General features: G+C 58.4%; 14 protein-coding genes. 6 read left to right on the top strand and 8 right to left on the bottom strand.

Translation table 11 applies throughout. The features are described from left to right. Positions 1-34: 34 nt before the first annotated feature. The 4 genes from GWQ22_RS01620 to GWQ22_RS01605 form a co-directional block, all read right to left on the bottom strand. Complete coding sequence (locus tag GWQ22_RS01620) at positions 35-733, bottom strand: DUF3334 family protein (RefSeq protein WP_275929281.1); 699 nt, start codon at positions 731-733, stop codon at positions 35-37. 98 nt (positions 734-831) lie between these two features. Then, a complete protein-coding gene (locus tag GWQ22_RS01615) occupies positions 832-1,269 on the bottom strand; it encodes an HIT domain-containing protein (protein WP_275929280.1) in 438 nt (145 codons plus the stop codon). 71 nt (positions 1,270-1,340) lie between these two features. Continuing rightward, the gene (locus GWQ22_RS01610; protein WP_275929279.1) at positions 1,341-1,982 is read right to left on the bottom strand and encodes a DUF2057 domain-containing protein; all 642 of its coding nucleotides are present in this window, start codon (positions 1,980-1,982) and stop codon (positions 1,341-1,343) included. Between the two features lie 71 nt (positions 1,983-2,053). Then, positions 2,054-2,953 carry a LysR family transcriptional regulator gene (locus GWQ22_RS01605; protein WP_275929278.1) on the bottom strand — a complete coding sequence of 300 codons (900 nt, stop codon included), beginning with the start codon at positions 2,951-2,953 and terminating at the stop codon, positions 2,054-2,056. A 97-nt stretch (positions 2,954-3,050) separates the two neighbouring features. On the opposite strand from GWQ22_RS01605, the gene GWQ22_RS01600 reads away from it, so the two are divergent. Next, on the top strand, positions 3,051-3,653 hold the full coding sequence (locus tag GWQ22_RS01600; RefSeq protein WP_042039382.1) for a short chain dehydrogenase: 603 nt from the start codon (positions 3,051-3,053) through the stop codon (positions 3,651-3,653). Between the two features lie 128 nt (positions 3,654-3,781). Here the strand turns inward: GWQ22_RS01600 and GWQ22_RS01595 are convergent, their stop codons facing one another. The 3 genes from GWQ22_RS01595 to dapA all read right to left on the bottom strand — a co-directional run bounded on the left by GWQ22_RS01595 (position 3,782) and on the right by dapA (position 7,033). Then, a complete protein-coding gene (locus tag GWQ22_RS01595) occupies positions 3,782-4,885 on the bottom strand; it encodes a phosphoribosylaminoimidazolesuccinocarboxamide synthase (protein ID WP_275929277.1) in 1,104 nt (367 codons plus the stop codon). Between the two features lie 143 nt (positions 4,886-5,028). Next, complete coding sequence (gene bamC / locus GWQ22_RS01590; protein ID WP_275929276.1) at positions 5,029-6,153, bottom strand: outer membrane protein assembly factor BamC; 1,125 nt, start codon at positions 6,151-6,153, stop codon at positions 5,029-5,031. Then, positions 6,146-7,033, bottom strand: a complete 888-nt coding sequence (gene dapA / locus GWQ22_RS01585; RefSeq protein WP_275929275.1) for a 4-hydroxy-tetrahydrodipicolinate synthase — start codon at positions 7,031-7,033, stop codon at positions 6,146-6,148. Before dapA ends, bamC begins: the two co-directional genes overlap by 8 nt. A gap of 287 nt (positions 7,034-7,320) precedes the next feature. Here dapA and GWQ22_RS01580 point away from each other — a divergent pair, with 287 nt between their 5' ends. From GWQ22_RS01580 to GWQ22_RS01565, 4 genes are all read left to right on the top strand, one after another. After that, positions 7,321-7,854 carry an ACT domain-containing protein gene (locus GWQ22_RS01580; RefSeq protein ID WP_042039377.1) on the top strand — a complete coding sequence of 178 codons (534 nt, stop codon included), beginning with the start codon at positions 7,321-7,323 and terminating at the stop codon, positions 7,852-7,854. 23 nt (positions 7,855-7,877) lie between these two features. After that, positions 7,878-8,342, top strand: a complete 465-nt coding sequence (gene bcp, locus GWQ22_RS01575) for a thioredoxin-dependent thiol peroxidase (protein ID WP_042039376.1) — start codon at positions 7,878-7,880, stop codon at positions 8,340-8,342. 101 nt (positions 8,343-8,443) lie between these two features. After that, positions 8,444-9,406 (top strand): IS1595 family transposase, encoded by a 963-nt coding sequence (locus GWQ22_RS01570; RefSeq protein WP_275929274.1) that lies wholly within the window; start codon positions 8,444-8,446, stop codon positions 9,404-9,406. A 417-nt stretch (positions 9,407-9,823) separates the two neighbouring features. Next, positions 9,824-10,324 carry a YfbU family protein gene (locus GWQ22_RS01565; RefSeq protein ID WP_275929273.1) on the top strand — a complete coding sequence of 167 codons (501 nt, stop codon included), beginning with the start codon at positions 9,824-9,826 and terminating at the stop codon, positions 10,322-10,324. Positions 10,325-10,384: 60 nt separating this feature from the next. Here the strand turns inward: GWQ22_RS01565 and yfbV are convergent, their stop codons facing one another. Next, on the bottom strand, positions 10,385-10,825 hold the full coding sequence (yfbV, locus tag GWQ22_RS01560) for a terminus macrodomain insulation protein YfbV (RefSeq protein ID WP_108537486.1): 441 nt from the start codon (positions 10,823-10,825) through the stop codon (positions 10,385-10,387). 302 nt (positions 10,826-11,127) lie between these two features. Here yfbV and GWQ22_RS01555 point away from each other — a divergent pair, with 302 nt between their 5' ends. After that, a complete protein-coding gene (locus GWQ22_RS01555; RefSeq protein WP_212513679.1) occupies positions 11,128-12,330 on the top strand; it encodes an acetate kinase in 1,203 nt (400 codons plus the stop codon).

Genomic DNA, 12,330 nt, shown 5'->3' with positions numbered 1-12,330 from the left:
GGGTGGCCTTGGCATGCTCAGCGCTGGGCTGACGTCAGATACCGAGCGAGTCGAGCAAGTCATCATGATCGTTGGCGACCGGCACAGCCAACGGAGCCGGCTTGGCTGCCGCCAGCTTGGTCTGGGCGATCAGGGCATCCGGATCCAGCTCCTCCTCATCCATGCCATCGTTGTGAATGCGGATGAACTCTGTCCGGTCCATCGCCAGCTCCAGATAGAAGATGTTGTTGCGGGAGGTGAAGAAGGTAACCCGGCGCGCTTCCGGATTGTCGAGGTTGGTGTCGACACTCAGCATCACCTGCTTGTTCAGCGCCAGCATTTTCGGCTGGTTCTGGGTAATGTGAGTCTGCAGATCCCGGCCCACCTTGACGGTAAAGCTGCCGACTATCTGGTTCATCAGCTCACCCATGACGTTACTCACCTCGTCCGAGGTGTGGGAAATGGCGAGATCTTCCTTGGAGAGCCCCATGCTGAGCATGTAGCTCTCATAGAGCTCCATGGCCGCAGAGGCGGAGAAGTTGATCACTACCAGGCCGGAGAAGCCGCCATCAAACAGCACGAAACAGCCGATATCCGGCTTGAGGCAGGTCTTGCTGATCCGCTGCACCATGCCGGAGAAACGCACCTGACTCATGGTCGCCGCACTCAATACGTCCGTAACCGAATGACACAGACTCAGCAGCACATCCTCTGTGGTCAATACGGTATCGTTGTCGGCTCTTGTCACTATCATGGGACCTTCCTGAACATCGAAAATGGGCTTATCTATACCATAACTCTAACAGATAGCGCGGCTTGGGCTTCGAAATAGCGAGCCGCCTCTCACTTGACTCAATTGTCAGCAACAAGCGGGGTGAAGCCAGCCAGATGAGTGAGCTTGAGGCGCCAACTGGCGGCCTGTTGCGCCAAAACTTGTGGCTCGTAAGGCACGACCGGATGAGCACCCCAGATGGGGCCGGGCCATGCCCGATCCGTGGTAAAGCGGGCAACATGATGCAGATGCAGCTGCGGCACCAGATTGCCGAGCGCCGCCACATTGATTTTGTCCGGCCGCAACGCCTGCTCCATCAGGGAGGCCACGGCGCAGGACTCCTGCATCAACTGTTGCTGCTGCGCGGGCGCCAGATGGTGAATTTCCCGCAAGTTGGCGACCCGTGGCACCAGGATGAGCCAGGGATACTGGCTGTCTTTGGCAAGCAGGACACGACAAAGCGGCAGATCCCCGAGCACCTGGGTATCCGCCTGCAGGCGAGTATGCAATTCAAACATGAAGACCTCGTTGGATAAGGTGGGCGCAATGCACGAAAAGAGCACCCACGTTACTGCAACGGGCCACAAACTTAAAGTCGCGGCACGGCCCAACCGATGAAGCGCTTGCGAAGCTCGGGGTCGGCCGTGAGGAACAGCTGCTGCAACTGCCCTTCCAGCTCGCTGGCAGCCACAACGGGTTGCACCCCACTGGCAAGCGTGGCCGCTGGCTGCGCAGCCACAGTAGCCGTCGTCAGCACCGCCTTGCCAGCGCCACGATTGTACTCATCGAGCCGGGCACGCCAGTCCATACCGATCAGCATGCCGCTGGTCACCAGCGCATCCTGCTGAGTATCGAGCGCCTGACCATTGGCCTGCAGCGTCACAACTGGCCCCTTGGCATAGGCCACCATCGCCTGCTCACCGGCTGGCTGTTGGGCCACCAGCGTCAAGCGCTGATTGCTGGCCTGGTAGCGCACCACCTGTGGCTCGGACCGCACCTGCAGATCGTTTTCGCTGCTATTGCGACTCGGGATCACCCCCTCATAGCGCACCAGCAGTTGCTGCTCTCCGTCCGCCAGGGTAGCGTGCTGCTCGTCCTGCAAGGTGCCACTGCTCACCGCCAGGATCTGGAAATCCGTTGGCACCACCACCTCGACCTCGGCCTGCGCCGTACTCATGCCCGTCGCCGCGCACAGCAGCGTCAACCCAATCCAACTCTGAGAACCTTTCATGTTTGCTCATCTTCCTGATCGCTGTGATGGGCGCAGGGTAACAACCGAAGATGACAGAAAAATAACGCCGCTCAGAGCAGATAGTGGGGCCGCTCGGCAAACCACTGGGCCAGCACCTGCTTGAACAGCCGGATCTTGCGCGGTACCCGCCGCTGCTGGGCATGCAGCACATGGAGCTGATGCAGGCCGCTCTGCCACTCGTCGAGCACGGCCACCAGCTCGCCACTCGCCAGCCAGGGCTCCACCAGCATCAGCGGGCACTTGGCATAGCCCATACCGGCGCGCGCCAGTTGCAACACGGTACTGTAGTGGTTGGCCCGCACCTTGCCCAGCACCAGAATGTGGGCCTCTTCCCCCTCACGGATGAAGTGCCACTGCTCCCAGGCCGGATTGTGCCCCTGCAACAGGCAGCTGCGCCCGCTCAGCTCATAGGGAGTGGCCGGACGCCCCTCTCGCGCCACCAGTGCGGGACTCGCCACCACCACATCCTTGAGCCGCCCCAGCGGCAGGGCCACCAGATTGTCCGGTACCTCGTTCATGGCCCGCAGGGCGATGTCGTTCTCCCCCTGACTCATGTCGACCATCTGGTTGGTGAAGTTGAGTTCCACCTCAACCCCCGGGCAGAGCGCGGCAAAGCTGGTGAGCAGCTCACTCACCATACGATCACCGGTGCTGACCGGGCAGGTAAAGCGCAGGCGGCCGCCATCCTCTTCGGTCAGCGCCTGAATATCCTGCTCCGCCTGCCGTGCCAGCGCGAAGATCTCCCCCGCCTGCTGATAGAGGGTCTTGCCCGCCTCGGTCAGGCTGAGGCGGCGGGTGGTGCGCTGCAGCAGTTGCGCATTGAGGGAGGACTCCAGCGCACTGACGTGGCGGCTCAGCATTCCCTTGCTGACCCCCAACGTATCGGCAGCGGCCGAGAAACTGCCTCGCAGCACCACTTCGTAAAAGCTGGCCAGATGGGCGATATCCATCATTAGCTCCAATATGGAAACAATGGGTTTATTTTACGCGCTTTTTCGCATTTTTTGTTGCGCTAGAATCAACACATCCCAACCAGGAGTGATGCAGATGAACATTGTGATTGTGGGTGCCTCCGGCACCGTCGGCTCCGCGGTCAGTGAACTGCTTGCCAAAGATCATCAGGTGATCCGGGTCGGCCACAGCCGTGGCGATGCCAGGGTCGACATGCGCGATCCCGCCTCCATCAAGGCGCTGTTTGCCCAAGTGGGCCCGTTCGATGCGCTGGTGGTGGCCAGCGGCAGCGTCGCTTTCAACGGCCTGACCGAAATGACCGACGAGCAGTGGCAGGTGGGGCTCCAGAGCAAGCTGATGGGGCAGATCAACCTGACCCGCGCCGCCATTCCCTATCTGAATGACAAAGGCTCCATCACCCTGATCAGCGGCATCCTGAGCGAGGAGCCAATCAACTGGGGAGTGAGCGCCAGCACCGTCAACGGTGCCATCGATCACTTTGTAAAAGCGGCCGCCTGCGAGCTGCCCCGCGGCCTTCGCATCAACGCGGTGAGCCCCACCGTGCTGGAGGAGTCGATGGACAAATACGCCGACTTCTTCCCGGGCTTCGTGCCGGTGCCCGCCGCCAAGGTGGCGCAGGCTTACAAGAGGTCGGTGATGGGCATCCAGACCGGTCAGGTGTTCAGGGTCAACGGCTGATAGCCGCCCCCTTGCCGCCAGACCAGCAATAAAAACGGGCCCCGCAGCGGGGCCCGTCTGTTTCTCTGCCTCTCTCCTTCGTCATCAGCAAACGTTTGTTTATTGGCGACAAAAAAAGAGAGCAACCCTTAGTCGATCAGACCGTACTGTTCGCGCAATACCTCGATGATCTCCTGCTTGGGATTGGCAGAGCGCACCAGCTGGTGGCCGATGATCTTCTCGGCGATCCCGACGTAGGTGTTGGAGATATCCATCATCACTTCGGTGGGCAGCTTGTTATCACGAGCCAGGGCGAAACGTTCCGGCATGCGGTTCTTGTTGAGCAGGATGTCCGGATCCGGGAAGTGATTGAGCAGCCACTGACGGAAACCCTCTTTGGACTTCTCGACAATCTGACCATCGCGCAGGGCCGCGCCGTCCCAGATACGGGAGCTGTCGGGGGTACCCACTTCGTCCATGTAGATCAGCTTCTCGTTGCCCGCCGCATCGTGGACGTAGCCAAACTCGAACTTGGTATCGACGAAGATCTGATCCAGCCCGGCCAGCGCGTCACTGATGACGTTGAAGCCCTCTTTGAGCAGCACTTCGTAACGGTCGATGTCGGCCGGTTTGCTGAAGTTGAAGCCTTGGCAGTGGCGCTCCATATCGGCACGGGAGACGTTGACGTCATCGGCTTCCGGCACGCCATCCAGCCCTGTCAGCACGCCCTTGGTGGAGGGGGTGATGAGGATCTCCGGCAGCTTCTGATCTTTTTTGAGCCCTTCTGGCAGGGTGATGCCGCAGAACTCCCGCTCGCCATCCTTGTAGGCACGCCACATGGAGCCGGTGATGTACTGGCGGGCAATCGCCTCGATCATCACCGGGCGGGCTTTTTGCACGATCCAGACGAAGGGGTGCGGAATATCCAGAATGTGGCTATCGGCCAGTCCCTTCTCCTTGAACAGCTTGAACCAGTGGCTGGAGATGGCGTTGAGCGCCGCCCCTTTGCCCGGTACGCCGTTCAGCCCATCCACACCTTGCCAGATGCAATCGAAGGCAGAGATGCGATCGCTGATCACCATGAGGGCGAGGGGCGCATCGGCTGGCACATCGTAGCCTTTCTCTTTTATGAGCCGGGCACTGTCTTCGGGGGTCAACCAGTAGACGCTGCGCACTTTGCCGGAATGGACAGGTTTATCGGTACGGATCGGCAAATCGTCATTCACCGCCAATACTTGATCTGCAAGACTCATGGCTAATAACACTTCCTGTTTGTGGGAGGAATAAAACAAGAGCACCAGGCCCTTGTTTCTGGGGGGTTAACATATCAAGCGCATCAGACCCTGTATTTACAGGGGGAGCAACCTAACAAAACAGGGGCACTAGGCCCCTGTTTCTATTTTGTTTTTGCTGCTTGGTCAGCCAAGCCCTTGGCGAATGCCTCGGACAGACTGATGTACATCTGGGAGATGACACCGGACGACACAGGCTTCTTGTCCTTGTCGAACAGGGTGATGGAGGTCTTGCCCCCAGCCATCTCGCCAAGCTGGAAGCGATACTTGTTTTCTTCCAGTTTGAACGGCTCGCTGCCCTTGGCCTTCCAGAAGTCGCTGCCCGGCTCGTCGTACTCAACGTCGATCCAGCCCAGAGACTGCTGGGTATCCTTGATGGTGAAGCCATAGCCAGGCAACACCTGGTTGAGGCGGCGCCATACCTGATCAAAGGAACCCTCGACAATCCAGGCACTCAGCTCGTTGTTGTCCAGCCCCAGCTCCAGCCCCATGCCATCATTGGACTTGTGCTGTTCGCGGGACCTGAGCTGCTTGTCGTAAAAGAGAGAGAACTGGTTCAGGGCGCGAGTGGCGTAGCGCTGGGCATCAGCCGGCGTCAGCACTGTGCTGGTCTCGCCGCCGATGGTCTCTTCGTGCTCCAACACCCGCACCGACATGGTGACGGCGTGACGCTGGGCATCGTTGCGCAGGGTGAACTGGTAACGCTGACGGATGTTGAAGTCGTCATCCTCTTCACTCCAGCCATCGAGTGCCTTGGTGTTGTCAAACCAGCCGCTCTGCAATACCCCGGCCTGCTTATCCAGCTTCTCGGTGGTCACCTTGTACTGGGCCAGGAAGTTCATCAGGAAGGCCCAAGTATCGTGCTCCACGCTCTGGGAGGTACTCAGGGCATAGAAGGCCACGGTGGGCTCGCTGGCATTGGGCACCACCTGGCTGCCCGGCACCACGGTCAGCAGCTGGGCGGGTGGGCGCACGTCAATCTTGGCGCCAACGGCACCTTCACGACTGCTCTCGGGCAGCGCCGGGATGTCGAAGCTGCTGTTAAAGGCGGGGGTACTCAACCCGGCAGGCACCAGGAACGCGCGCCCTTCAAGGCGGGCATCCTCGTACTCGAAACCACGGTTGGCCATCTTGCGCTCTTGGGGTGAGCTACAGGCTGCCAGCACGGCAACGGTCGCCACACTCAGCACCAGGCGCACTGCATTTCCCTTTCCATTTGCTTTAAACACTCGCCATCAACTCCGCAGTGGTCAGTGCTCGCGTCATCGCTTGTTCGCCCTCGGGGGTGAGGTCGGTGAGCGGCAGACGCAAGGTCGCCGTCGCCATCAATCCCAGTCGGGCACAGGCCCACTTCACCGGGATGGGACTCGGTTCGCAGAACAGAGTCTGATGCAACGGCATCAATCGATTGTTGATGTCATGGGCCAGACCGGCATCACCGGCCAGCGCTGCACGACACATGTCGGCCATCTGGACCGCTGCAATATTGGTGGTGACCGAAATGACTCCATCGCCACCTTGCAGCATAAAATCACATCCACTGGCATCATCGCCACTATAAAGCGCGAATTCCGCTCCGCACAGCTCACGCAGCAGCGGAGTACGACTCAAATCCCCGGTGGCCTCTTTCAGACCTATGATACCGGGCACCCTGGCCAGTCGGGCTACCGTCTCCGGTTTGAGGTCGCAACAGGTGCGACCGGGCACATTATAAAGAATTTGGGGCAGACCACTAGCCTCGGCGATCGCACAATAGTGACGATAGAGACCTTCTTGCGTGGGTTTGTTGTAATAAGGGGTAACCGAGAGACCCGCCACCACGCCAGTTTCGGCGAATCGTTTGGCCAAGTCGATGGCATGAGCGGTATTGTTGGAACCGCAACCGGCGATGACGGGAATGCGTCCGGCGGCCAGTTCCACGGTTTTTTCCACGACGGCGATGTGCTCCTGCTCGCTCAGGGTGACCGATTCCCCCGTAGTGCCAACCGCAACGATGGCGGTGGTGCCTGCGCCGACATGATAATCGACCAAGGCGGCCAGACTGGTCCAATCGACTTCGCCTGAAGCCAGCATGGGGGTAACGAGGGCAACGATACTACCGCGTAACATGGATTTTTCTCCCGATTTTCAGGGGCGTTATGGTAAAGCTGCCCCCTTGGAAAAACAAGGGAGGCAGGGGGCAAGCCGTGATACCATTCTGCACAAAAAGCGGTGCACGAGCGCGACGGTCGGCGCCAGTCTCAAGTCCTCTCGACTAAAGACAAGGCTCGCGGCCACGGCATTCTCAACAAAGTTGCCATGTACAAGCGCAGGGAATGGCCGAAGGCCAGTCGCCCAGTCAGGGTGGCGCCCACTGCGTTCACATTCGCAACCAGCTAATGGACGAGAGAAGATTTATGACTCACTACCTGGTCGTAACGGCCATAGGCACGGACAGGCCTGGCATCGTCAATGAGGTCACGCGCCACGTCAGTGGCTGCGGTTGCAACATTGTCGACAGCCGTCTTGGCATCTTCGGTAATGAATTCACCTTCATCATGCTGCTGTCCGGGGACTGGAACAGCCTGATGCAACTCGAGATAAGCCTGCCCCTGCGCAGTCAGGAGTGGGATCTCATCACCATGATGAAACGCACCGAGCGCCACCACTCACTGCAATACGACATCAGCGCCAACGCCGAGATCCTGATCCGCGACCAGCCCGGCATCGTAAGCCAGTGCACCCAGTTCTTCAGCGACCACGGCTGGGACATTCAGGCTATGCAGACCATTACCCTTGAACAGGAGCCCTTCAATCTGCTCAAGGCGAGCTTCCAGCTCAATCTGGCCAAGCAGGGAGAGACTGCCGGTTCGGAAACGGCCTTCGCCGGATTCTGTCGCGAACTGGGCGCAGAATCGTTCGAATTCATCGTCAACAACAAACACGCCTGACGGCGTTTACCCGAGGAGACCGCATGCAACCACTACAAGCTGGTACCCAGGCCCCCGATTTTTCCCTGTCCGATCAGGACGGCAACCCGGTTCGTCTTGCCGACCTGCGCGGCAAGAAGGTACTCATCTATTTCTATCCCAAGGCGATGACTCCGGGCTGCACCACTCAGGCCTGTGGTCTGCGCGACGTCAATAGCGAGCTGGCCGCCCTCAACGTGGTGGTGCTCGGCATCAGCCCGGATCCGGCCAAGCGCCTGAAGAAATTCGAGGAGCGCGACAGCCTTAATTTCCGCCTGCTGGCCGACGAAGATCACGCGGTGGCCGATGCCTTTGGCGTCTGGGGTCCGAAGAAGTTCATGGGCAAGGAGTATGACGGCATTCACCGTCTGAGCTTCCTCATCGATGAAGAGGGTAAGGTCGCCCACCGCTTCGACAAGTTCAAGACCAGCGACCACCATCAGGTGGTGCTCGACCTCATCAAGGGCTGACCCCGCCCGGCATGAAAAACGCCCCCATACAAAAGGCTCTGTCCCAATTACGTGTTGAAAGGCTAATCTTGAAGTAGGCCATCACCTTGAGGTCTACCATCATGGATACCCCAGCCTTTCAACACCTGTTGTCCCTTTTTCCCCAGTTAACCCTGCGCCAGCGCCGTGTTGCTCAGCAGGAGCTCACTGCACCCCACACCATTACCTCGCTCAATACTCAGTTACCGGCATGCAGTGGCTGCCCACATTGTCAGGCTGATGTCACCCAGCTGGCACCCTGGGGATGGAGTCGGGGACTGCGCCGCTACCGTTGCAAACTGTGTCTGCGCACCAGCACCGTTTTGACTAAAACTCCTCTGGCCCGGTTGCGCAAAGCCCAGTGCTGGGAAGACTACGCGCAAGCCCTCATCGAAGGACTGACTGTCCGCCAAACCGCGCGGCGCTGTGGGGTCAGCAAAAACACCGCGTTCCTCTGGCGTCACCGCTTCTTGCGCGCGATGGCAACCCATCAGGCCACCCGGGAAGAGGGCATCGTTGAGGTTGATGAGACCTTCTTCCTTGAATCGTTCAAGGGGCAGCGGGGACTGCCGCGTCCGGCACGTCATCGCGGTGGTAAAGGTCGAACTCGTGGAACCGGGCCAGATTACATCCCGGTGATGGTGGTACAAGACCGTGCAGGCCACCATGCGGATTTCCAGTTGGAGAAAATAGATGCCGAGACGGTCATCGCGGTGTTGAAGCCGTTGGTGTCACCGGATGCGGTGCTGTGTAGCGATGGAGCGGGTGTGTATGCCTGTTTCAGCAAAGAACAGGGTGTAACCCATCAGGTGGTGCGCAATCGTCAAGGCGAACGGGTGGTCGGTGCGTATCACATCCAGCACGTAAACGGGTATCACCATCGGTTGAAAGAGTGGATGGAGCGGTTCCATGGCGTGGCAACGCACTACCTGAAGAACTACCTGGGTTGGCGCAGGATGCTGGAGCGTTATGGAAAAGGCGTAAATATCAAAGCATGTTTGCATGAGGCGCTGGGGCGCCCCATGCAACACGTAATTGGGACATAGCCATACAAAAAGGGCCTGCAACTGCAGGCCCTTTGCTTGTCTCGCTCGCCAGTCTCACTGTGTGATGATGGCATCAACCAACCCCCCCCTGTGGTGGCGCCATCTCGGCCCCCCTTTCGTTGCCCCGTCGGCCAGAGCCTGTGGTCACAGCGACGAAGTCATCGTTGTGTTGGTCGTGCATGCACCTGTTTCGGGCGCTTGGGTGGCAGGTCATTTGGTACAAGCCAAATGACACCTCTCTTGTTGCCAGCTCAGGCTGAAATACAAGTGCGTAGCCGTTACATTTAATTAACCAGTCACAGACCCGTTTTGATTTCCCAACCCCGCTTTCTCGCCAACCTCCCATGCCAGATCAAAAAATTCATCTGAGATATGGGTTAACGTGACCCCAGTTTCATTTTCCAGTGAGAAAAGCCCATGAACATGAGCCACACCGAACGCCTGCTCCTGAGCAACCAGTACGAAATCTTGGCCAAACTCCATCCGGAAAAGGCAGCGTCTTACCAGCGTGCCAGCACCATCATAGCGCGCGGCTACTGCCTGCAGATCCTCGAACTGGAGAAGAGCTTTGGTCATCTGGATCTGGCCACCTGTCAGGAGGTGATCGACACCCTGGAGCTGCACCATGCACTGGCCATCTCCTGGGGCAACCTGGATGGCGCAGATCAAGGTGAAATCAATGCCAGCCGGCTGGAGTTCAATGGCTACAGCCGCAGTCAGGAGCGGGAGCTGGCCGACTACGTCTGCTTCCTGCTGGAAGTGGACAAGCGCTTCCCCGAACTCAAGTGCCCGTGTGACGAGCTTTCCAGCGACATCGCCATGCGTGACAAGTACCAGCGGATGCTGACCGTATGGCGCCAGTGCCCTCGTCAATACAAGCTCTCCATCCAGGAGATCCGCAAGGTATTGGCAGCCTGATCGCCATAGCTGGAAAAGGCGCCTCTGGGCGCCTTTGTCTGATTGGAAAACTGTGCTCGTCTATTCGTAGAGAAAAGATTTGTCCAGCTGCTTGAAGGCGGCATTGAGAGTATCAGCCAGCTCTTCGTAACGGGGCTGGGCCACCAGTTGGCGATGCCCGCCCTGCTCGTTCATCTTGCCGTTGATCTCGCGATACCAGCTGGCAAGGGAAGGAGGCAGACGGGTATCAGCTCGCTGACCGAGCCAGTAGTAGCCTTGCAACGGCAGGCTGAGCAGAAACAGCACAGAGGCCATGACCGAAGGCCAGTAGTGCAGCTCACCAAGCTGGAACTGCAGCATGACGCTGAACACCGCCAGCGCCGGGATGATCTTGAGGGCGAATTCGGTGGCCTTGATCACCCGGTTCTCGGGAAACATGGAATTAAGCTCGGGACGGCGGGGCCAAAGGGTCATATAATGACGGCCTTGCTGTAACTTAGTTCCAAAAATGTTCATGCTCATGCTACCTCCGAGCTCTTTTCGAACGTATTAACGGCAAAACCTCGACTATATTTGATGTGCAATAACAAAGGTTGAGGATGACTTTGTTATTTTTCAACAATCGGGTTATCCTTTGTACGCCCATTTTTTGCGCCAACTGCCTGCCGTTGAGCGGTCAGGGGCGTCTGGATTTCGGGTCTTGTATCACTATACAAGGGGCAAGCAATAGATTGCCAACCCTCATAAGGATAAGTTGAAAGTTTTTGGACGCAGCGCGTCCAGCGCATCCTCCTACACAACCCAATCTGCGATAGGATTTATTCATGAGTAAGCTGGTTCTTGTACTTAACTGTGGCAGCTCGTCCCTGAAGTTTGCTGTCATTGACGCAACCACCGGTGATGATCTGTTGTCCGGCCTGGCCGAGTGTTTCAACCTCGACGACGCCCGCATCAAGTGGAAACTGAATGGCGAAAAAGGCAGTGCCGATCTGGGCGCAGGTGCCGCTCACCAGGAAGCGCTGGACTACATCGTCAACAAGATCCTGCCGCTCAATCCGGAACTGTCCAAAAATCTGATCGCCATCGGTCACCGTGTTGTTCACGGTGGTGAGCGTTTCACCTCCTCCGTCGTGATTTCTGATGACGTGATCGCCGGCATTGAAGCCGCCGTGCCGTACGCACCGCTGCACAACCCGGCTCACCTGATCGGTATCCGTGAATCCCGCCGTATCTTCCCGGCCCTGGCCGACAAGAACGTGGCCGTGTTCGACACCGCATTCCACCAGACCATGCCGGAAGAAGCCTTCCTGTACGCCCTGCCGTACAAGCTCTACAAAGAGAACGGCATCCGTCGCTACGGCGCTCACGGCACCAGCCACTACTACATCAGCTTGGAAGCGGCCAAGCAGCTGAACAAACCGGTTTCCGATCTGAACATCATCAACTGCCACCTGGGCAACGGCGGTTCCGTCTGTGCCATCAAGAACGGCAAATCTGTTGATACCTCCATGGGTCTGACCCCGCTGGAAGGTCTGGTGATGGGGACCCGCTCCGGCGATCTGGACCCGGCCATCATCTTCTTCCTGCATGACAAACTGGGTATGAGCGTGGCGGATATCAACACCATGCTGACCAAAGAGTCCGGCCTGCAGGGTCTGACCGAAGTCACTTCTGACTGCCGTTTCGTTGAAGACAACTACGACAGCAAAGAAGAAGCCAAGCGTGCCATGGACGTTTACTGCTATCGCCTGGCCAAGTATATCGGCGCCTACGCCGCCGCCATGGACGGTCGTCTGGATGCCGTGGTCTTCACCGGTGGTATCGGTGAAAACTCCGCCCCGATCCGTGAAATCACTCTGAACAAGCTGGGTCTGCTGGGCTTTGACGTCGATCACGACGCCAACCTGGCTGCACGCTTCGGCAAGGGTGGCGAGATCACCAAGGCTGGTTCCACCAAGGCCCTGGTAATCCCGACCAACGAGGAGTGGGTCATTGCCCACGATGCGCTGGAACTGGTCGGCGCATAA

The organism is Aeromonas sp. 1HA1 (genome assembly GCF_029237385.1).
GTDB lineage: Bacteria > Pseudomonadota > Gammaproteobacteria > Enterobacterales > Aeromonadaceae > Aeromonas > Aeromonas popoffii.
Note: the sequence above shows the minus strand (reverse complement) of the source record. Positions and strands in the feature narration are given on the sequence as shown.